The 21704-nt window shown below is 39.1% G+C and carries 17 protein-coding genes; 12 read left to right on the plus strand and 5 right to left on the minus strand.

Annotated elements, in window-relative coordinates; translation table 11 throughout:
• Positions 1-17: 17 nt before the first annotated feature.
• Genes BUA02_RS06995 through BUA02_RS07005 form a run of 3 tightly spaced genes read right to left on the minus strand, consistent with a single transcriptional unit; the run spans position 18 to position 2489 of the window.
• On the minus strand, positions 18-461 hold the full coding sequence (locus tag BUA02_RS06995) for an aspartate carbamoyltransferase regulatory subunit (protein ID WP_071176333.1): 444 nt from the start codon (positions 459-461) through the stop codon (positions 18-20).
• Between the two features lie 27 nt (positions 462-488).
• On the minus strand, positions 489-1436 hold the full coding sequence (pyrB, locus tag BUA02_RS07000; RefSeq protein WP_072702458.1) for an aspartate carbamoyltransferase: 948 nt from the start codon (positions 1434-1436) through the stop codon (positions 489-491).
• A gap of 48 nt (positions 1437-1484) precedes the next feature.
• Complete coding sequence (locus BUA02_RS07005) at positions 1485-2489, minus strand: DUF5050 domain-containing protein (protein WP_072702148.1); 1005 nt, start codon at positions 2487-2489, stop codon at positions 1485-1487.
• Positions 2490-2592: 103 nt separating this feature from the next.
• Between BUA02_RS07005 and pheA the strand changes: the two genes are divergently transcribed.
• The 6 genes from pheA to BUA02_RS07035 are packed head-to-tail and all read left to right on the plus strand — an operon-like array spanning position 2593 to position 9152.
• Complete coding sequence (pheA, locus tag BUA02_RS07010; protein ID WP_071176331.1) at positions 2593-3720, plus strand: prephenate dehydratase; 1128 nt, start codon at positions 2593-2595, stop codon at positions 3718-3720.
• A gap of 17 nt (positions 3721-3737) precedes the next feature.
• Entirely contained in the window at positions 3738-5285 is a 1548-nt protein-coding gene (locus BUA02_RS07015; protein ID WP_072702150.1) for a Ppx/GppA phosphatase family protein, read from the plus strand.
• Positions 5286-5309: 24 nt separating this feature from the next.
• Complete coding sequence (locus tag BUA02_RS07020; protein ID WP_072702152.1) at positions 5310-7460, plus strand: RNA degradosome polyphosphate kinase; 2151 nt, start codon at positions 5310-5312, stop codon at positions 7458-7460.
• 17 nt (positions 7461-7477) lie between these two features.
• A complete protein-coding gene (locus BUA02_RS07025; protein ID WP_072702154.1) occupies positions 7478-8062 on the plus strand; it encodes a nucleoside triphosphate pyrophosphatase in 585 nt (194 codons plus the stop codon).
• Positions 8063-8077: 15 nt separating this feature from the next.
• Positions 8078-8332 (plus strand): glyoxalase, encoded by a 255-nt coding sequence (locus tag BUA02_RS07030; RefSeq protein WP_071176327.1) that lies wholly within the window; start codon positions 8078-8080, stop codon positions 8330-8332.
• A gap of 1 nt (position 8333) precedes the next feature.
• Positions 8334-9152, plus strand: coding sequence for a Cof-type HAD-IIB family hydrolase (locus tag BUA02_RS07035; RefSeq protein ID WP_071176326.1), 819 nt, complete (start codon positions 8334-8336; stop codon positions 9150-9152).
• 104 nt (positions 9153-9256) lie between these two features.
• Here BUA02_RS07035 and BUA02_RS07040 read toward each other — a convergent pair whose 3' ends face one another.
• Entirely contained in the window at positions 9257-10762 is a 1506-nt protein-coding gene (locus BUA02_RS07040) for a glycosyltransferase family 39 protein (RefSeq protein ID WP_072702156.1), read from the minus strand.
• Positions 10763-10766: 4 nt separating this feature from the next.
• A complete protein-coding gene (locus tag BUA02_RS07045; RefSeq protein WP_072702158.1) occupies positions 10767-11699 on the minus strand; it encodes a UbiA family prenyltransferase in 933 nt (310 codons plus the stop codon).
• Positions 11700-11860: 161 nt separating this feature from the next.
• Here BUA02_RS07045 and BUA02_RS07050 point away from each other — a divergent pair, with 161 nt between their 5' ends.
• From BUA02_RS07050 to BUA02_RS07075, 6 genes are all read left to right on the plus strand, one after another.
• Positions 11861-12724, plus strand: a complete 864-nt coding sequence (locus BUA02_RS07050; protein ID WP_072702160.1) for a PHP domain-containing protein — start codon at positions 11861-11863, stop codon at positions 12722-12724.
• A 70-nt stretch (positions 12725-12794) separates the two neighbouring features.
• On the plus strand, positions 12795-14171 hold the full coding sequence (locus tag BUA02_RS07055) for a TrpB-like pyridoxal phosphate-dependent enzyme (RefSeq protein ID WP_072702163.1): 1377 nt from the start codon (positions 12795-12797) through the stop codon (positions 14169-14171).
• Between the two features lie 11 nt (positions 14172-14182).
• Positions 14183-14785: a bifunctional phosphoserine phosphatase/homoserine phosphotransferase ThrH gene (gene thrH / locus BUA02_RS07060; RefSeq protein ID WP_072702166.1), complete on the plus strand. Its 603-nt coding sequence runs from the start codon at positions 14183-14185 to the stop codon at positions 14783-14785.
• A gap of 318 nt (positions 14786-15103) precedes the next feature.
• On the plus strand, positions 15104-17140 hold the full coding sequence (locus tag BUA02_RS07065; RefSeq protein WP_072702169.1) for a methyl-accepting chemotaxis protein: 2037 nt from the start codon (positions 15104-15106) through the stop codon (positions 17138-17140).
• Between the two features lie 242 nt (positions 17141-17382).
• Positions 17383-19407, plus strand: a complete 2025-nt coding sequence (locus BUA02_RS07070) for a methyl-accepting chemotaxis protein (RefSeq protein WP_072702172.1) — start codon at positions 17383-17385, stop codon at positions 19405-19407.
• Between the two features lie 256 nt (positions 19408-19663).
• The gene (locus tag BUA02_RS07075) at positions 19664-21694 is read left to right on the plus strand and encodes a methyl-accepting chemotaxis protein (RefSeq protein WP_072702174.1); all 2031 of its coding nucleotides are present in this window, start codon (positions 19664-19666) and stop codon (positions 21692-21694) included.
• Positions 21695-21704 lie beyond the last annotated feature (10 nt).

Here is a 21704-nt window from a genome sequence, read left to right on the forward strand (position 1 = left end):
CCCTAGGTCCATTTTATTTATTCCTTATTTCCTGCACCTTCAGAGTACTTCTCATCGCAGTATTTGCAACGATAGATTTCTTTTTTCTCGTCGGCCAGATAGAAAATCTGAGGGAGCTCCTGCTCGATAGAAGAGATGCATCTTGGGTTGTGACACTTGATCACTCCTGTGATCTCTTTAGGAAGCACTAAAGCTCTTTTTTCAATTATCTCTCCAGCCTTGATAACATTGACTGTAATGTTGTGATCGATAAAGGCAAGGATATCAAGATCAAGAGTATCAATATCACATTCAACTTTAAGGATGTCTTTTTTGCCCATTACCTTACTTTTTGCATTTTTGATGATAGCAACTGTTGAATCAAGCTTATCAAGACCAAGGTGACGATATATCTGCATTCCCTTACCAGCCTGAATATGATCAAGAACAAAGCCTTCTTCAATTTTTCCAATATTTAACATGAATAACCTCTTTTCTTAATGTGCTGATCAAAATTTTCTAAGAAGCCCCTCATTCATGTGGGCATCTGTCATATCAAGGAGAGTTAAGATAAGCGCCATACGTACATACAGTCCGTATTGAACCTGCTTGAAGTATGCAGCTCTTGGATCATTATCAATTTCAACAGAAATTTCATTAACTCTTGGAAGTGGATGAAGAATGTACATCTTTTCCTTGGCAAGTTCCATCTTGGCTTTATCAAGGATATAGAAGTTCTTGAGTCTGATGTAATCTTCTTCATTGAAGAATCTTTCTTTCTGTACACGTGTCATGTATAGGAAGTCAAGACGTGGCATAACGTCTTCAAGTTTAATAACTTCTTCATATGTAATGCCTTTAGAATCAAGCATTTCTGTGATGTAATCAGGAACTTTTAATTCCTTTGGGGAAATGAAAATAAAATGAATCCCGGTGTAACGGGTAAGAGCATTTATAAGAGAATGAACTGTTCGACCAAATTTAAGATCGCCACAAAGGCCAATGGTGAAATCACCAAGCTTACCATATAAAGATCTGATAGTGAGTAAGTCTGTAAGAGTTTGTGTGGGGTGCTGATGACCACCATCACCTGCATTGATTACTGGAATAGAAGACTTAGAAGCTGCGACCATTGGAGCACCTTCTTTTGGATGACGCATTGCACAAATATCTGCAAAGCAAGAAATAACACGAATTGTATCAGCAACACTTTCTCCCTTGGCTGCTGATGAGTTGCTGGCATCGGCAAAACCTAAACATTTGCCACCAAGCCTTAACATTGCTGTTTCAAAACTGAGCCTCGTTCTGGTACTGGGTTCATAGAAACATGTAGCCATTATTTTCCCATCACATTTGTGGGAGTAGGCATCCATGTTTTCTTCGATATCTTTGGCAACATCGAAGAGGTCCTCTAGCTCATCAACTGTGAAGTCCAGAGGGTTCATCATGTGACGCAAACTATTCATACAATCTCCTCTTATATATATAATTTTATGTTTGGATTATTACTGCGGTAAAAATACTTCTGCAGGACGTGATCCATCCAAAGGCATATGATACATCATTTCATCGTTTCCGTAAACTTTAAAATACAGTTCTTTTGAAGTTGTGTTGAGACTGTTTACGATTCCGTTAAATAAAATAACTGGATCACTGCCATCAAGATTGCATCTCTTCAGAGCTGGATTAGTTTCACTAGAGTATGCGTAGTAGATGTATCTTTCATCCATAGTATAGAAGTCGATTCTATCTGATGTAACAAGCTCAGGAATGCCTGTAAGGAGGCTGGCACGCCACAAGCTGTAGTTAGATTCGCCATTCATGAAATAGATATATCCATTTTTTACAACAGGGAAGAAGTAGTAGCCAGTAAGGAAGTCCCTTGTGTAATCACCGTTTTGAGTATAGAGCATATGGATGCTGTGATCCTTGGTAACACCGGAGTAGAAGATAATGCCGTTGTCGTAGCAAACTGGAGAAGCCATTTCATCATAAACGACCTTTTTATCTGTCTTGTTGACCTTTATCTTTTCGAGATATCCTCCATCAGTCTTGACCTGATAATAGAGATATTCGCCGCAAAGCTGAACCTCGCCGCACATCTCTCTTGCAAGACACTTAAGATCCCCTGTTTTGGTATTTAATCTATACACACCATATTGATTGGTAGCAGAACCAAGGCCAGTGACCTGACCTGATGTGTTGCTGGAATCCATGTAAAAATAAAGGATATCGTTAGCACCGCTTATATATTTGACGCCCATATTTGTAAGTCTCTTTGAATGTGTTCCGTCAGGATCCATGGAATAGAGACAGTTACTATCATAAGGATTGGCAAAATAAACTTTGTCACCCATTTCAAAGACTAATCCATAATTGTGGAGATTGCCGGCAGAATTGCCAGTGTCATAAGGAGACATAGGGATAATATTTCTGTAGATGTGGAAAGCTATAAAAGCTCCTGCAAGTATGAGTAAAATAAAACTAATAAATATATATCCTTTTTTCATATGTTCCCCCGCGAATTTACTAATACTATTATAGGCGCGTTATTTCTTGCTATCAAGCGGTATTTGTTCTAAACTCTTATTAATGAAAAACGCGGAGGATGGTATGGATTTAAAAGATCTAAGGTCAGAAATTGACATAGTTGACAAGCAGATAGTGGAGCTTTTTGAAAAGAGAATGGATATTGCTTCACAGGTTGCTGATTATAAGATAGCTACCGGAAAAAAGGTTTTTGACAGAGAAAGAGAAGAGGTTAAGCTTCAGGCAGTACAGGATATGACAACTTCCGAGTTTAACAAGGTCGGGGTAAAAGAGCTCTTTTCACAGCTTATGTCCATGAGCAGAAAACTCCAGTATCAAAAACTCACAGAAGCAGGAGCTTCAGGTAAGCTTCCATTTATTGAGATAGATTCTATAGATAAAGCAAATTCAAGAGTATGCTTTCAGGGCGCAGCAGGTTCTTATTCTGAAGAAGCCATGAAAAGATTTTTTGGAGAAGATGTCAACAGTATCGCAGTTGAAACATTTAGAGATGCCATGGCTGTATTGGAGGATGGCAGCTGCGACTACGCAGTTCTTCCTATTGAGAATTCCACAGCAGGTGTTGTGAGCGAGATATATGATCTTCTTGCAGAATATGAGCACTACATTGTTGGAGAGCAGATAATCGAGATTAAGCATTGCCTCATGGGAGTTTCAGGAGCAACGCTTGAGGATATCAAGACTGTTTATTCACATCCTCAGTCACTTATGCAGAGCGCAAAGTTTTTGTCTGATCACAGTAATATCAGTCAGATCAGTATGAAGAACAACGCATTTGCAGCCAAGAAAGTAGCAGAAGATGGTGATAAGTCACAGGCTGCTATAGCAAGCAAAAGAGCTGCTGATGTTTATGGCCTTGAAGTTATAGAGGAAGGCGTAAACCAGGCTGATTCAAATTCAACAAGGTTTATCATCGTTACTAATCAGAAGGTATTTTTAAAGAGTGCATCAAAGATCAGCATCTGTATGGAAATCCCTCATGAAACAGGAGCACTGTATCATCTGATGTCACATTTTATCTATAATGGACTTAATATGACCAAGATCGAGTCAAGACCAATAGAGGACAGGAACTGGGAATACAGATTCTTTATTGATTTTGAAGGTAATCTTTCAGATAGCGCAGTCAAGAATGCGCTTAGAGGTCTTAGAGAAGAAGCTAAGTTACTTAGAATCTTAGGGAACTATTAAAAACACAGGGGTATCTTATGGGTGGTGAAATATTTGCAGCAATTGACGTTGGTTCTTATGAGATAGCGCTCAAGATCTTTGAGCTGTCAATGAAGAACGGAGTACGTGAGCTTGATCATGTCAGACACAGGATGGATCTTGGAAGTGAGACATATGCTTCCGGAAGGATCTCAAGTCATCATGTGGATGAGATGATCAGGATATTTGGTGAATTCAAAAAGATAATGAAGGGCTACGGGGTTACTCACTATCAGGCCTATGGCACCAGTGCGGTCAGAGAGACCAACGACATCTTGATTGTAAGAGACCTTTTAGAGCAGAGAACCGGAATACATTTTGATGTTCTTAGTAATTCAGAACAGAGATTTTTGGACTACAAATCAATTGCCTTAAAGCATGATCATTTTGAGAAGATAATCAAAAGACCTACAGCCATCGTAGATATAGGCGGTGGAAGTATCCAGATTTCTTTATTTGAAAAGGGAAGACTTTTTGCCACCCAGAATCTGAAAATGGGTGTGCTTCGTCTTTTTTCAACCATGAGACTGGTTCAGGCCACCAGATCAAAGTGTAGCGACCTTGTGCCAGAGCTTGTAAATTCTCAGCTTTCGGTTTTTGCTAAGATGCATGTCAAGGATAAAAAGATCGAGAACATTGTCATCATTGATGACTATGTTTCACCTATCATGCAGAGAATGGGCATTGGTAACGGCAAGGAAGGATTTGCTACCAAGGAAGAGTACAATAAATTTATTGAAAAATATGCTACCATGAGCGACATTGAAGTAGCTAAAAAGCTCAATATTCCTGAGGATAATGTGCCACTTTTGTATGTATCAGGCCTTCTTATCAAATGTATTCTTGATATGACCAAGGCAGAGAATATCTGGGCTCCCGGCGTTACACTTTGCGATGGAATAGCCTATGAGTACGCTGAGAAAAAGAAATATATTCAGTCATCACACGATTTCGAACAGGACATCATTGCTTGTTCTGAGAATATCTCTAAGAGATTTCTGGGAAGCAGATCAAGAAGAGAGACTCTTCAGAGCATCGCACTTAACATTTTTGATAATACGAAAGAGCTGCATGGCCTCACTAAGAGAGACAGGCTTCTTTTAAATATTGCAACTATTCTTCATGACTGCGGCAAATATATCAGTCTTGTGTATCTTGGAGACTGCTCCTACAACATAATAATGTCTACGGAGATCATCGGTCTTTCCCATATAGAAAGAGCTATCGTTGCCAATGTAGTCAGATTTAATCATGAAGACTTTGAATATTTCAATACAGGAAGTCAGTACTTTGATGGCTTTTCAAGAGAAGATTATCTGAGGGTTGCCAAGCTCACAGCCATCATACGAGTAGCCAACGGCCTTGATAGAACTCACAAACAAAAGTTTAAGGATGTCGATGTCAGCATCAAAGGCAAGGAGCTTATAATAAAGGTTGATACTTCAGATGATATTACAATGGAGAAAGGGCTCTTTACTAACAGAGCAAACTTCTTTGAAGAAGTATTTGCGATAAAACCGGTTATCCGTCAGAAAAAGATATATTAAGATTCACTATAAATGAGGTCGTATATGAGGAAAAACAAAGAAGCAAAAAAACAAAACTTTGATGATCCAAAATTGTACATAAACAGAGAACTTAGCTGGATTTCATTTAATGAAAGAGTGCTGTCAGAAGCGGTAGACAAGAGCAATCCTTTATTTGAAAGACTTAAGTTTCTTAGCATAACAGCCAGTAACCTGGATGAGTTTTTTATGGTCAGAGTTGCGTCACTTATAGATATGATAAATGCTGATTATAGAAAACTTGATATTGCAGGTATGACTGCAACTGAACAGTTAAGTGCTGTTTTAAAGAATTTGCATAAGTTTGTAGACAGGCAGTACGAGATATACAATAATCAGCTTTTGCCACTTCTTTTAGATAACGGACTTAAAATCTGTGAGCCAAGTGAACTTCGTGGCAAGGATGCAGATTATGTCAGCAGGTATTTTGATGAATATGTATATCCTGTTTTGACGCCTATGGCTGTTGATTCTTCAAGACCATTTCCACTTATCAGAAATAAGTCTCTTAATATCGGAGCGCTCCTTAAAAAGAAAGAGGGAAAGGACGGAGTTGATTTTGCCACAGTTCAGGTGCCGGACGTTCTTCCAAGGATCATCGAGATTCCTTATGATGAGGAAAAAGACGAGGTAAGAAAAATCGTTCTTCTTGAAAAGGTTATTCAGGACAACATGGATAAGCTTTTTCTTAACTATGACATTTTAACAACAGCTCCTTACAGAGTTGGTAGAAATGCGGATCTTTCAATCGATGAAGATGAAGCAGAGGATCTGTTAAAAGAGATCGAGAAACAGATAAAACTTCGTCAGTGGGGCCAGGCTATAAGACTTGAAGTAAATGAAGGAATGGATCCTAAGCTCCTTAATCTTATTGCAGAAGACCTTGGAGTTGAAAAAAATGAGATCTATACCATAAACGGTCCTCTTGATCTTACTTTCCTTATGAAGATGTACAAGCTTGAAGGCTTTGATCATCTCAAGGAACACAGATATAAAGCTCCAGCTGCAGTACCGGAGTTTAATAACGATAAGGATATTTTTGAAGTGATCAGAAAAGGTGATGTTCTTATGCATCATCCTTATGAGACCTTTGAAAATGTAGTTAAGTTCGTAGAAAGAGCTGCTGTTGATCCTGATGTACTTGCTATTAAGCAGACTCTTTACAGAGTTAGTGGTAATTCACCTATCATTGCAGCCCTTGCTAAGGCTGCTGACAATGGCAAGCAGGTAACAGTTCTCGTTGAGTTAAAGGCAAGATTTGATGAAGAGAATAATATCGTATGGGCAAAGATGCTTGAGAAAGCTGGTTGCCATGTTATCTACGGTCTTGTGGGCCTTAAGACTCACTGCAAGATCACTCTTGTAGTCAGAAGAGAAGAAGATGGAATAAAAAGATATGTTCACCTGGCAACAGGTAACTACAATGATTCCACAGCCAAGCAGTATACTGATGTAGGCCTCTTTACCTGTGCTCCAGCATTTGGTGAAGATGCAACTGCTGTATTTAATATGCTTTCCGGATATTCTGAGCCTCTTGGATGGAATAAGCTGTCAATTGCTCCATTGTGGCTCAAGGATAGGATACTTGACCTTATTAAGAGAGAAGAGGAGCACGCTCTTGCAGGAGAACCGGCAAGGATCATAGCCAAGATGAATTCAATCTGTCACAAGGATGTAATTGCAGCTTTGTACAGAGCAAGTAATGCAGGCGTCAAGATAGATCTTATTGTCAGAGGTATATGCTGTCTTAGGGCAGGGGTTCCCGGAGTCTCAGAAAACATAACTGTAAGATCCATTGTTGGTAACTTTCTTGAGCACAGCAGGATCTTCTATTTTGAAAATGGGGGAAGTCCTGAGTACTATGCAAGCAGTGCTGACTGGATGCCTAGAAATCTTGAGCGAAGAGTGGAGATTCTTTTCCCGATTGAAAACGATAAGCTCAGGAAAAAGATATGGCATATTCTTGATGTGGAACTTAAGGACAACAAGAAAGCTCATATCATGGATGCTGAGGGAAAATTTAGTAAGATCACTAATGATGAGTTTGGTGAAGATATAAATTCTCAGCTGATATTTGGATTAGAAGCAACAGAGAAGGCCAAGCTTCCTACAACTCAGAACACAAGAGTCTTTGTTCCAGAGACTCATAATACATAAAGAAAGAGGATTTAAATATGCGTTACGTTTTAGCGTCAGGATCACCAAGGCGCAAGGAACTATTAAAGCAGGTAGTTCCTGAATTTGAGATAATACCTGCGGTATCAGAGGAAAAGACTAAATGCAGCGAGCCCTGTGATATTGTAAAGGAATTGTCATTTCAAAAAGCTTCAGAGATTTTTCACAAAATCTTAACGGATAAGTCAGAGGTCTCTATTGTAATAGGCGCGGACACCATTGTATCATTTAATCATAGAGTACTGGGCAAGCCTAAAGATAGAGATGAAGCGGTTTCCATGGTAAAGATGCTTCAGGGTAATTCCCACGAAGTATATACAGGCGTAACTATTTTTTATCAAAAGGATGGTGAAAACTTTAGCCACACCTTTTATGAGGAGACTAAGGTTGAAGTAGAGCCTATGACAGATGCTGAAATACAGGCCTATGTCAACACCGGGGAATCTGATGATAAGGCTGGTGCCTATGCAGTACAGGGCAGGTTCGCAATCTTTATCAAAGGTCTTGTTGGAGATTATTACAATGTGGTAGGACTTCCAATTGCCAGACTCTATAAGGAAATGAAAGAATTAAATTTACTGTAAGTTTGGAGGTTTGTTATGCACGAGTATGATGAAGCGGTTTTGAGATGCTTTTTAGAGAATCAGGGGCAGCTTTTTCCAGAGAACGTAGCAGAGAATATGGAAGAGGCAGAGGCATTCCTCGAGGACTGCATGGCTGTAGTCGTTGATGGGGCTGATGAAGTTGAGGAGTATTTTGAAGAAGCTGGAATTGATACAGAAGGATCAAACGTGCTTGAAGCTGACGAAGTATTTGATGTTGGTGATGGCAGATATCTGATCGTTGAGGGATAAAATGGACAAAACTAAAAAGAAGATATTTTTCTTTGATCTTGATGGAACCCTTTTGACCAGAGACAAGAAAATATCTCAAAGGACTATGGATGCCCTTAAAAGGTTTACTGATGCAGGAAATTATTTCTGCATAAATACAGGCCGAGCTATAGACAGTGCCAAGGCTGTCTATGATGGTCTGCAGCTAAACTTTAAGGGCAGTTTTTTATGCGGTTCTAATGGAACTGAAATTTATAGCGTTGATCAGGGCAGATATGTCTACAAGACAGGTGTGCCTCTTGAACTGGTGCCACAGATAATAGAGCTTTCTGAGAAGTATGATGTTCACTGTCATACCTATAATGAAACACATATTGTCAGCAAAAGAAATGGGGAATGCATGGAGTACTATAGAAGGGTCATCAAAACTCCTCTTATAGTTACTGACGATATCATGAAGGAAATATCCACACCTCCTTCCAAGATGATCGCCATTGAGCTCCATGACCATGACAAACAGGAGCGTTTTAGAGAGGCACTTAAGGAAATGGTTGGAGACAGGTTGACACTTCTTTATTCAAATCCTTATTACCTTGAGATCTTTCCATCAGAAGCAGGAAAGGGAAGCGCAGTTAAGAGACTTGCAGAATACTTGAATGTGCCCATTGAGAACACCTTTGCAGCTGGTGATGAGCAGAACGATATTTCAATGATCGAGGCTGCGGGATGCGGCATTGCTATGGCCAATGCCACAGACCTTGTCAAATCAAAGGCCGATGTGATCACCAAGGATGACAATGACCATGATGGCCTAGCTCCTTTCATAGAGGACGCTATTTAAACTTTTGGTGGCTTCTTTGTTGCCATTTTTGCTGTAAAGTTTCGTTTTTTTGAAATCGCTCAAATCCAAAACTTTACAGCCTAAAAATTTGCCTTATTAAAAGTCTATCTGTGTTTGTAGAGATAGTAGGATTGGTCGTAGCCGTTGTCGTAGAAGGCGGTGTGGTAGATGAGGTCGTAGTTGTCGTAGATGTGTTCTGGTTCACCTTCGCTTGAGATAACGTAGGTTGTAAGGCCTTCCTTGATGTAGCGTTCTTGTTCGGAGAACATTGTGGGAAGTGCGATACCGTTAGTTTGGAAGTATTCGCAGGTTGGCACTATACCTGTGATTGTGTAGAGACCAACATCCAGGGCTCCGACGTTTAGGAGAGTAGTGTTTGGTGCTTCTTCTATGTGAGAAGCTGCTTCTGTAAGCCAGAAATTATCTTTATCAGTGAAAAGGTAGTTTGTGCTCTGGGAGTTGTTCTTGGCAAATACTACGCTGAAGATAAGCGCAAGTATTCCAATATTGTACCAGAAGTGTTCATTTAAATAATGTTCAGATATTTTTTTGAGTAGTTTTCCAATGGCTATAAATCCAATGATCGAAAATGGCATTAGTGGAATTGAATAGTATGGAAGAGTTCCTCCACCATAGAATATAAACATAAAAGTACATAAGTACATGAATGGATACATTATCTTTCTTAGTACGATCTTTTCAGTGAAAAGATTAGCTACAAAGCCGACAGCAATATACAGGAAGTATTCAAAGTTATCGATAAATAACCAGTACTGCAGCTTGCATAGTTTATAAAGCTTAGCTGAAAGAGTGATCTTATCGCCTGTTATGTTGCTATAAAAGAACAGGTTATTAAAGATATAGCAGCGGTACCAATCATCCAATGCGCCATTAACTCCAAAGAATATGAACCATGGAATAAATGGGATCACTATACCAAGGAAGTAGATTAGCGCAGGCTTAATTGCTTTAACAAAGCCTTCTCTATAAATGATCAGGATCAGCACAATAACTCCAAAAGCAAAGTAAAAACCAAGCATGGTGTACTTGATAAGTGAAGTGATTCCAGTAAGAAGTCCTACTATAAAAATCTCTTTGGTGTTTTCTGATATCTTTTTATCCCCAGAAACTGGATATAAAAACTTATTAAGAATATACAGGCTATAGGCGAACATTGGCATGCAAAACTCTTCAGCAGCACCGCCCCAATAAAAGCTCTTTGATGAATATACTCCTGCCGCAAGAACAGGAATCAGCATATAGGTGATCTTAATATCGCAGTGGCGTTTTATGATCATAAATGAATAGTAAAGAAAAATAGTGGCAGCGATTATCTCAAAAAGAAATACGCCCTTAAAACTGTTATTACTGATAAGATAGCAGATGCCATAAAGCAGATAAAGAAAAGGACCTTTCTGATCGTAAAGGTCCCTATAGATTACCATGTGATTCATCAGTCCTTTGCCCATGGTGAAATAGCTGTTGGCATCATCCCAGTTGTTATATGGGAAAAAGAATGATGATCTGCTGGTGAAAAGTAAGATAGTAAAGCTTGTTACTAAACACCAGATGAATATTAAGTTCTTTTTACAAAAGTTCAGAATGCGCATGTTGTCAGACCTCAAGCTTAATCAGAGCATTTGATGTAAGTGGCTTTAAGAAATCAAAATTGAAGAATGTACAGATTATAAACAATACGATTATAAGAAGTACAAGGAGCATGAGTTTCTTTTCTTTGTAGAGTTTCTCAGGCTTCTGAGCAGCAGAGTCATTATCAAGTGACATAGCTGAGTAGTAAGCAAAGAGAAGAAAAACAAATGGAATGCAGAGCAAATACTCAATTCGGTATTTTACAAGGAAAACACCAAGGCAGAAGGTAGAAGCCAGAGCATAAAAGATAGAAGATGCAAGGAGCTTCTTTTCTGTGTATTTGACAAAAGATTTGCGGTAGAGACCAGCGGTCTCTGGATTACCGATCATTCTGTATTCTGCAAAACGCTTGGTAGCCATGAGATAAGCTCCAGCCATCCAATATCCCAGAAGGATGCTTGAAGGTGGAATGGAATCAGAAGTTACAATGAACCATCCCATAAGGAGTCTTAGCATGTTATTGATAGACTCAGAAATAACATCAAAATAAACGATGTCCTTGCTGCGGATAGGCTTAACGTTATAGATAACACCCATGACCAAAAGGACGATCGATGTGTATAAAAAGAGCTTATTTACAAGGTATGAGAAAAATAGACCAAATACGATGAAGATCGCATACTCTACTAATACCCACTTAAGCTGCATATTCTCTGTAACAACAGGTCTGTTCTTTTTGACAGGATGGAATTTGTCAAAAGGAGCATCCAGCCATTCATTGATAACGTAATTGGCACTGGCTATAAAGCATGTACCAAAGAAACCAAAGAAAAGATTGAAAAGACTAATATCTGTAAGGCTGTGCTCGGTCAAAAGAAGAGCAACTGCTACACCAGGCATAATAAAAAACTGTTTGATCCAATGATCTAATCTTGCAATCTTGATATACTTTTTCATTTCGACCTCTACTTGTATAAAAATATTCAAAGGCACCTGTCATGCCACATATCGTACTAAATAGCACCATATCAGTATATCATATAGCACTATTACAGGCTACTTTTTTGCTAAAGATAATAGTAAAATGTGATAGTAAATATGGATCTTAAGGAGGCAAAATGAGAGCTATTGATCTTCACACGCATTCCACCTGTTCCGATGGAACTTATTCAGTAAAAGAACTGATAGATTACGCCCATGAAAAGAATCTTGCAGCAATTGCCCTTACTGACCATGACACAGTAAAGGGTCTGGATGAGGCAATAGATTATTGCAGGAAAACTTATGATGACATGGAGGTTATTCCAGGAATTGAGTTTTCAACAGTAAATGAGGGCAAAGATGTCCATATAGTAGGTCTTTACATAGATCATCACAATAAAGAATTTGTTGATAGTCTTACAGATTTTGTGGATTCAAGAACTGTCAGAAATAAAAAGATGTGTGAAAAACTTACAAATGAAGCAGGGATACCTATAAACTATGAAGAACTCTCAGCGTTTGCAAATGGGGCAGTTGTTACAAGAGCTCATTTTGCCAGACTTATAATGGATAAGGGATTTGCAAAGAGCAAGGAAGAGGTTTTTGATAGATTCATTGGAGATCATTGCAAGTACTACGTTCCTAGAGAAAAGATAAGTCCTGAGCAGGCTATTGAATGCATATTAAAGGTTGGCGGAGTTCCTGTTTTGGCTCATCCTGTCTTGTATCATATGAGTGATGAGAAGTTAGAAAAGCTTGTAGTAAGGCTCAAAAACGCTGGACTTAAGGGAATAGAAGCAATCTATTCAACTTACACAGCTGGGGAAGAGCGCCAGATAAAAGAGCTTGCGGCTAAGTATGATCTTCTTGTGAGCGGTGGCTCTGACTTCCATGGTGCCAACAAGAAAAAGATAGATCTTGGAGTAGGCTTTGGAAAGCTCTTTGTACCTGAGGAATTGCTTGGCCCAATTAAGGCCGCTTGCACCAATGATCAAGGTTGACCTTATGAAAGTTTTGTGCTTTAATGTATTGAAGTGCTATTAATTCTTACATGTATTGGAGGAGGGGAACATGAGTGAAAAAAGCATTCCTTATAAAATATATTTAAGCGAGGATGAGATCCCTAAGCAGTGGTATAACGTAAGAGCTGATATGAAGAATAAGCCAGCTCCTCTTTTAAATCCTGCTACATTACAGCCTATGGGATTTGAGGATCTGCGCCCAGTTTTCTGCGACGAGCTTATCAAGCAGGAACTTGATGACACAACTGCTTATATCGATATTCCACAGGAGATCCGAGATTTTTACAAGATGTACAGACCAGCGCCGCTTGTTAGGGCTTACTGTCTGGAGAAGGCTCTTGGAACACCAGCCAAGATATATTACAAATTTGAGGGAAACAATACAAGCGGAAGCCACAAGCTTAATTCAGCTATTGTTCAGGCATATTATGCCAAGAAGCAGGGCCTTAAGGGCGTTACGACTGAGACTGGTGCAGGTCAGTGGGGCACAGCTCTTTCTATGGCATCAGCTTATCTTGGAATTGATTGTAAGGTATACATGGTAAAGGTATCCTATGAGCAGAAGCCATTTAGACGTGAGGTTATGCGTACTTATGGTGCTAGTGTTACACCTTCACCATCAATGGAAACGGAGATCGGTAAAAAGATAAATGCAGAGCATCCTGGAACTACAGGAAGTCTTGGATGTGCAATTTCTGAAGCTGTAGAGGTTGCAACCAAGACAGATGGCTACAGATATGTACTTGGCAGCGTTCTTAATCAGGTTCTTTTACATCAGACTGTTATTGGACTTGAGGCTAAGGCTGCACTTGATAAATATGGAGTTACTCCAGATATCATCATTGGATGTGCCGGCGGCGGATCAAACCTTGGTGGACTTATTTCTCCATTTATGGGTGAGAAACTTAGAGGAGAGAAGGACTACAGGATCATAGCTGTTGAGCCGGCAAGTTGTCCAAGCTTTACAAGAGGTAAATTTGCATATGACTTCTGCGATACTGGAATGGTATGTCCTCTTGCCAAGATGTACACACTTGGAAGCAACTTTATTCCTTCAGCAAATCATGCAGGAGGACTTCGCTATCACGGCATGAGCCCAATCCTTTCACAGCTTTATCACGATGGATACATGGAAGCCAGATCTGTTGAGCAGACAGCAGTATTTGAGGCTGCTGAGCAGTTTGCAAGAGTTGAAGGTATCCTTCCAGCTCCAGAGAGCAGCCATGCTATCAGAGCTGCTATAGATGAAGCATTAAAGTGCAAAGAAACAGGCGAAGAAAAGACAATCCTCTTTGGACTTACTGGAACAGGCTATTTTGATATGGTTGCTTATCAGAAGTTCAATGACGGAGAAATGACAGATTATATTCCTACAGATGATGAGCTTAACAAGAGTTTTGCTACATTGCCTAAGGTAGAGATTTGAGAGGAAGATTTATGAATATAGTATGTTTAGACCTTGAAGGGGTACTTGTACCAGAAATCTGGATCGCTTTTTCTGAGGCTTCAGGAATTCCTGAACTTAAAAAGACAACACGTGATGAGCCTGACTATGACAAGCTCATGAGATGGAGACTTGGAATCTTAAAAGAGCATGGTCTTGGACTTAAGGAGATTCAGGAGACTATCGCCAAGATCGATCCACTTCCTGGAGCAAAAGAGTTTTTGGATGAACTTAGAAGCATGACTCAGGTGATCATCATTAGCGATACATTTACTCAATTTGCAACTCCACTTATGGAGAAGCTTGGATGGCCTACTATATTCTGTAATTCGCTTGAAGTAGCAGAAAGCGGCGAGATCACAGGCTTTAAAATGCGAATTGAAAATTCAAAGCTTACAACAGTTAAAGCTCTTCAGTCTATTGGATATGATACTATCGCAAGTGGAGACAGCTACAATGATCTTGCTATGATAAAGGCTAGTAAGGCCGGATTCTTATTTAAGTCAACAGATAAGATCAAAGCTGATAATCCGGAACTTCCTGCTTTTGAAGAGTATAGTGAACTCCTTGGAGCCATAAAAAAAGCTTTGAATTAATTATTTAAAGTAAAATTAATTATTTATTTTTATTCAATATTATAAAAAGCACCGCCACCGGGATCCTGCCTCAGTGACGGTGCTTTATTTTTTTTGAAAGATTATACATGCTTGTCTCCTTTGATATCTCTATCGGAACCTGCATTAGAAAAGTTAATAAAACATAGTAGATATCAATCATTAAAAGTTTATAAAGTGACTATTTTATATCGAAAAACAGAATATGCAAATAGTATAATAATGATAATAAAGTTGAATAATTAGTTATTTATATTTATGCAGTTGTTGTCTTGTTTGGTATAAATTTGGAGGTAGAAGATGGCAAAGAAAGAAAAAAAGGTAAAAGCAAGTAGTGGCCAGATAAGCTTTAAAGACAGCATTAAGACCAAACTTATTGGAATTATGATCTTGGTTGCTGCTGTGCCTTTGATCATTGCAGTTATTATCAGTTATAATACTTCAACTTCAAAGGCAAAGAATGACGCGCTTAATAATCTGAATGTAACAGGAAAGTATGTAGAGACAAAGTTTGCAGAAACAGTCATGGAAAATCTGATAGCGCTTGAAACTTTTGCCACTGCGCCTAGTACGATCAATTATATTCAGACCTATGGTTCACCTGAGCAACCAATTCCTACAGAGGTTATGCTGGCTCACATGGATGCCATAAATGAAAAGATAAATGATGATAATAAAAGTACCATTTTGTCTATAACTTCTGGTGATCAGCTCATTAGAACTGATAGAAAAGATCCTACTAATATTTCTGATAGAGCATATTTCCAGCAGGCTATATCTACTGGTAAACCAGCAGTATCAAACGTAGTTGTTAGTAAGGCAGCCGGAAACAGAATTACCATTATATGCGTACCTATTTATGGAGAAGATGGATCTATTATAGGCACTATCCAGCGAAGCTTTGATCTTAATAACCTTCACAAATTCCTTGCAGAAAACGTATCTGATGCATACATTGCTGACTATAACGGTATGATGGCAGCACATGCACAGTTTGAGATCTCTCCAGAAGAAGAATATGACTTAAGTTCATATCCATTTATGACTTCAACTGATACTTCTGGAATGTTTGAGCAGGACTATAATGGTGAAAAGACATATACTACATGGTTCAAAGAGCCAACAACAGGATATTTTGTTGCTGTGTCTCAGAAGGAATCTGATATCATGGCTGAGGCAATCCGTTCTGCAATGATAGTAGTCATTATAGGAGTTGTATTGGTCATTGTTGCAGTTATTATTTCTCTTATCATGGCAAAGAGCTATACAGATCCAGTTAAAGCTGTTAGCGATTCTCTTGTGGCCTTGTCAGATGGTAGATTTGTAATGGTAGAAAAATATGACGCCAGAAAAGATGAATTTGGAGCTATTTCAAAGGCTACTAATTCAGTTATCCAGAAGCTGGATGATATTGTTACCAGCATAAAACGTTCAGCCAGTGATGTAGGCAATTCATCAGAAGAGCTGTCAGATATGGCTAATCAGATTTCACAGACTGCAGAAGATGTATCTAATGCTGTTCAGGAAATCGCATCTGGTGCTACTCAGCAGGCTGATGAGATTCAGCAGGCTTCTGAGAATGTAGGAAAGATTGGCGAGGCAGTAGGAGATGTTCAGAATTCTACAGGTAGTCTTTCTGATCTTGCGGGCAAGATGAAGGAAGCTTCTGAAGTATCAAGTAAATCGCTTACATCTCTTCAGGAATCCTCTGCAGAGATGACAGCTAAGATTGATGATATCGCTAGTACTATTCAGGCTACTAAGGACGCTGTTAATACTATCAGTGAAAAGGTAGAAGGTATCACATCTATCGCAACACAGACTAACCTTCTTTCTCTTAATGCTAGCATTGAGGCTGCAAGAGCTGGTGAAGCAGGTAAGGGATTTGCCGTTGTTGCTGAAGAGATTGGCAAGCTTGCTGATGACTCTAAGGACATGGCAGATGATATCAGAAAAGAAATGGAGGTACTTCTTGAACAGTCTGAAGCAGCAGTTGCAGCGGCTGATGAAGTCAAGAAGGGTAATAGCGATCAGCAGATTGCTCTTGGTGAAACTCTTGATGCAGTCAACGGAATGCTTACAAATATCAGTAGTACAGTAGGCGGTGTTCAGCAGATTTCAGAAGGCGCTGATACCTGCGAAACATCCAAGAACGCAGTAGTAGATACAATGAGTGCTCTTTCAGCAATCTCAGAAGAAAATGCTGCTTCTTCAGAGGAAACAGGAGCTTCAATGCAGGAGCTTTCTGCAACAGTTACAACACTTGCTGGATCTGCAAACAATCTTAAAGATATTGCTGAGAAACTCAATAAGGATATGGAATTCTTCAAAGCATAAGTATATTCTTCTTTAAAGTATTATAAAGAAATCAAAAAAAGGACGTCTCCGTACCTTCTCATAGGTAGGGACGTCCTTTTATAGCTTTTTTAGAAATAGTTTATATTTATTTTAGAAATAATTCAAATGGAATATAAACTATTTTAGAAAAAAAGGCGATAATAATATTAAAGTTGTTAATCGGTTAAACTCTAAATGATCATAGCAACTCAACTCAAAACACACACATGGAGGGGACAAAAATGGCTCATAACGAGGCTCAAAAAGGGACAAAAAAGGAAAGGGGGGTAAGCTTTAAAAACAGTATCAAGACTAAGCTCATCGCAATAATGGTACTTGTAGCTGCAATACCGCTTACGGTTGCAGTGATAGTAAGTTACATCACATCTACAAATAAGGCATTGGCAGATGCTCAAACAGCGCTGGAATGGCAGGCAAGATACATCGAAGATAATTTCAAAGGTGTTTATGATGCGAATATGAACATGGTTAGGAGCATAGCTGGTAATCCTACTATCATCAATTATGTAAAGGGTGAAGCCGGTATTCCTGAGGACGCTATTCTTGCAACACTTGCTGAGTGCGATGAGGTTATGGCAGATGGCGATACAACAGTTATTACAGGGGCTGATGGCAAACAGATTGCACGAGCAAAAGGCGATCTTGTAGATGTATCAGAGAGAGAGTATTTCAAAAAAGCAATGGCTGGAGAGCTATTTGTGTCTAACGTTCAGGTTAGTAAGACAACCGGAAAACGTATCATTACTTTTGCATGTCCAATCAAAGATGGCGATAAGATAATCGGCATCGTTCAAAGAAACTATGATCTAAACAATTTCCATAAAATGCTTGCAGCAGAATCAGAGGATGCGTTCCTTGTAGATAGAGAAGGAACAATTGCAGCACACGCTCAGTATGAGATCGGCGAAGGCGCTCATGAAGAAGAGAGCAGAGCTAATTCAGAGTTCATGACTTCAGGTCTTGATAGGGGCTTTTACTACGTAGATACAGGTAGAGGTTATAATGCATACGTTGCCTATGAAAAAGAGCTTCAGTCAGGCTATTGCATCTGTACAGCAACTAATGACAAAATAGTTCTTGCGTCAGCAAGGAGCGCGGCTCTTATTGTTGTCATCGTTGGAGTTGTACTTCTTGGAGTCGCTATTGCAATTTCATTTATGATGGCAAAGAGCTTTACAGAACCAATAAAGGCAGTAGGTAATTCATTAAGAGATCTTGCAGATGGTAGATTTTCACTTGTTGAAAAGCATGATGCAAGAAAAGATGAATTCGGTGAGATTTCAAAGGATACGAACTCAGTAATAAAAACACTCAATGAAATTGTTTCAAATATCAAAGCTTCAGCAAATGAAGTTGGCATGTCATCTGAAGACCTTTCAGATATGGCAAATCAGATCTCACAGACAGCAGAAGATGTATCAAATGCAGTTCAGGAAATTGCATCTGGTGCAACACAGCAGGCAGAAGAGATTCAGCATGCATCTGAAAATGTTGGCAGGATCGGTGATGCGGTTGGTGATGTTCAGAGTTCGACAGGAAGCCTTTCAAATCTTGCAAATCAGATGAAGGAAGCATCAGAGGTTTCAAGTAAATCACTTGCTTCACTTCAGGATTCTTCAGCTGAGATGACAGAAAAGATCGATGAGATCTCAAAGACAATTCAGTCAACACAGGAAGCTGTTAACAATATCAGTGATAAGGTAGAAGGCATTACATCAATTGCAACACAGACAAACCTTCTTTCACTTAATGCTTCAATCGAGGCTGCAAGAGCTGGTGAAGCTGGTAAGGGATTTGCAGTTGTAGCTGAAGAGATTGGAAAGCTTGCAGAAGATTCCAAGCAGATGGCTGATGACATCAGAAAAGAGATGGATGTTCTTCTTGAACAGAGTAAGGCAGCTGTTGGAGCAGCAGAGGATGTTAAGCAGGGTAATAATGACCAGCAGGTAGCCCTTGGCGAAACACTCCAGGCAGTAAATGGAATGCTTGCTAATATCGGAAGTACTGTAGGAGGTGTTCAGCTTATTTCAGAAGGTGCTGATACATGTGAAACTTCCAAGAATGCAGTAGTAGATACTATGAGTGCTCTTTCAGCTATATCAGAAGAAAATGCAGCTTCTTCAGAAGAGACAGGAGCATCTATGCAGGAACTTTCAGCAACAGTTACAACACTTGCTGAATCAGCAACCAGTCTTAAGTCAATTGCTGATAAGCTCAATCAAGATATTCAGTTCTTTAAAGATTAAAATAGGTCAACTTAATCCAAAACAATTCAGATACCGTCACTATGAAAATAGTGACGGTATTTTTATTCATAAAAAAAGGTTCTGCTGAGGATTAGCACAGGTGCAAAGTGATAAAATGTACGATTATTCATTAAATTTTTATTAAGCATACACGAAAAAACGCACATTTACAGTGCGGTGGAGTATAATTATAAATGCCTAGTTTCTAGAACAATCTAAAAAGTTTTATTCATATTATTTAAGGAGAATAAACGATATGGGAAAAAAGGAACCTAAGACTAACAATACAAAGAATTTCGGTTTAAACAGTGTTAAAGCGAAACTTGTTTTGGTAATGGTATTAGTCGTTACAATACCACTTATAATTACAATGATTATTAATTTTAATAGTTCCATCAGCAAAGGCCTTGAAGATGCTGAGACAACTAATTCAAAGCAGTGCGCAATCGTAGAAGGGGCATTTATGGAAGAGATCAACCAGATGCTCAGAACTTTAGATGCTGTGGCTGAAACTCCTTATACTATTGAATACGTTAAGAATCCGTCTACCAGAAATGAAAGCGAAATGATTGCTTTCCTTCAGAAGGTAAATGCTCCATATAATGATGGAAATGCTCTTGTTATATCTGATTCTACAGGTCAGCAGTTAGTAAGAGATGATGGAAATAAGCTTTCTGATATTCATGAGAGAGAGTATTTCCAGGAAGCGATGAAGGGAAAAGATTATATTTCAGATATCCTCGTATCAAAAGCTACAGGTTCAAGAATCATTATTCCTGCTGTTCCTGTTTATGATTATGGTTATTCAACACCAATTGGTGTAGTACAGAGAAGTTATGATCTTTCTGTATTACACAAGCTTCTTAAGGAAAATATTGGTAATGACCAAAGAGCGTTCATTACAGATAAATCTGGTATCGTAATTGCTCATTCTGATTATGAGATAAGTTCAGAGGATGAACCAGATGATAGAAGTGACAGAGACTTCTTTAAGATGGCTCAGAGTAGTAGTTCAGGTACTTATGTAACAGGTAAGGGCTCTGATAAACAGATCGTATCATATCGGCAGGAACCAACTACTGGATGGATCGTAGTAGTATCTTCAAATTATGACAAGACACTTGCATCTGCTAAGAGAAGTGCAAATATTGGTGTTGGACTTGCTATTATCATGGCAATCGTAGCTGTAATTGCATCCTTTGCAATGGCTAACTCCTTTACAGGACCTATCCATGAGATCAATGGTGCTCTTAGCCATTTGGCAAGCGGTGAGTTCGTATCGATTGAAAAGTTCCAGAATAGAAAAGACGAGTTTGGCGAGATGATCGCAAATACAAATTCTGTTTTGGATGTACTTAGTGGAATAGTAACAAATATCAAAGAATCCGCAGTTTCAGTACATAATTCTTCTGAAGAACTTGCAGATGCAGCTAGTCAGATATCACAGACTGCAGATGATGTATCAAATGCAGTACAGGAAATTGCATCTGGTGCTACACAGCAGGCTGATGAGATTCAGAGTGTTACAGAATCTGTTGGTGATATTGATGTAGCTACTGGTAACGTACAGTCCAGCACAGATGATCTTTCAAATCTTGCAGCTAGAATGCAGGAAGTTAGTACAGAATCTGCACAGTCTCTTGCAGATCTCCAGAGAAGTTCAGAGGCTATGAGCGAGAATATCGTTCAGATCACTGAAAAAATCGGAGCAACAAGTAAGGCTGTTGAGAATATCAATGAGAAGGTTGAAGGTATCACATCAATTGCAACACAGACAAACCTCCTTTCGCTTAATGCTTCTATTGAGGCTGCTAGAGCAGGAGAAGCTGGAAAGGGATTCGCAGTTGTTGCTGGTGAGATTGGAAAACTTGCAGAAGACTCAAGACAGATGGCTGATGATATCAGAAAAGAGATGGATGTTCTTTTGGCTGAGTCACAGTCAGCAGTTCAGATGGCAGCTGATGTTAAGAAGGGTAATGACGAACAGCAGTCAGTTCTTGGAAATACAGTACAGAGTGTAAATGCTATGATCGGAGATATTACTTCTACAGTATCAAGTGTAAAGAGTATCGAGACAGATGCAGGAACCTGTGTAAGTGCCAAGAACGTTGTATCAGATGCTATGAGTTCTCTTTCAGCTATTTCAGAAGAAAATGCAGCTTCTTCAGAGGAGACAGGAGCATCAATGCAGGAGCTTTCTGCTACAGTTACAACACTTGCTGGATCAGCTAATTCCCTTAAGAGTATCGCTGATAAGTTAAGTTCAGATATGGAGTTCTTTAAATAAATAATATGAA

The sequence above is a fragment of the Butyrivibrio hungatei DSM 14810 genome (assembly GCF_900143205.1).
GTDB lineage: Bacteria > Bacillota > Clostridia > Lachnospirales > Lachnospiraceae > Butyrivibrio > Butyrivibrio hungatei.

Bases quoted from the DNA above. Each gene is read 5' to 3' on its own strand.
- thrH (WP_072702166.1), top strand. From the start codon at position 14,183: ATGAATATAGTATGTTTAGACCTTGAAGGGGTACTTGTACCAGAAATC.
- BUA02_RS06995 (WP_071176333.1), bottom strand. From the start codon at position 461: ATGTTAAATATTGGAAAAATTGAAGAAGGCTTTGTTCTTGATCATATT.
- BUA02_RS07035 (WP_071176326.1), top strand. From the start codon at position 8,334: ATGGACAAAACTAAAAAGAAGATATTTTTCTTTGATCTTGATGGAACC.
- BUA02_RS07050 (WP_072702160.1), top strand. From the start codon at position 11,861: ATGAGAGCTATTGATCTTCACACGCATTCCACCTGTTCCGATGGAACT.
- BUA02_RS07075 (WP_072702174.1), top strand. From the start codon at position 19,664: ATGGGAAAAAAGGAACCTAAGACTAACAATACAAAGAATTTCGGTTTA.
- BUA02_RS07015 (WP_072702150.1), top strand. From the start codon at position 3,738: ATGGGTGGTGAAATATTTGCAGCAATTGACGTTGGTTCTTATGAGATA.
- BUA02_RS07070 (WP_072702172.1), top strand. From the start codon at position 17,383: ATGGCTCATAACGAGGCTCAAAAAGGGACAAAAAAGGAAAGGGGGGTA.
- BUA02_RS07030 (WP_071176327.1), top strand. From the start codon at position 8,078: ATGCACGAGTATGATGAAGCGGTTTTGAGATGCTTTTTAGAGAATCAG.
- BUA02_RS07005 (WP_072702148.1), bottom strand. From the start codon at position 2,489: ATGAAAAAAGGATATATATTTATTAGTTTTATTTTACTCATACTTGCA.
- BUA02_RS07065 (WP_072702169.1), top strand. From the start codon at position 15,104: ATGGCAAAGAAAGAAAAAAAGGTAAAAGCAAGTAGTGGCCAGATAAGC.
- BUA02_RS07025 (WP_072702154.1), top strand. From the start codon at position 7,478: ATGCGTTACGTTTTAGCGTCAGGATCACCAAGGCGCAAGGAACTATTA.
- BUA02_RS07040 (WP_072702156.1), bottom strand. From the start codon at position 10,762: ATGCGCATTCTGAACTTTTGTAAAAAGAACTTAATATTCATCTGGTGT.
- pheA (WP_071176331.1), top strand. From the start codon at position 2,593: ATGGATTTAAAAGATCTAAGGTCAGAAATTGACATAGTTGACAAGCAG.
- BUA02_RS07045 (WP_072702158.1), bottom strand. From the start codon at position 11,699: ATGAAAAAGTATATCAAGATTGCAAGATTAGATCATTGGATCAAACAG.
- BUA02_RS07055 (WP_072702163.1), top strand. From the start codon at position 12,795: ATGAGTGAAAAAAGCATTCCTTATAAAATATATTTAAGCGAGGATGAG.
- BUA02_RS07020 (WP_072702152.1), top strand. From the start codon at position 5,310: ATGAGGAAAAACAAAGAAGCAAAAAAACAAAACTTTGATGATCCAAAA.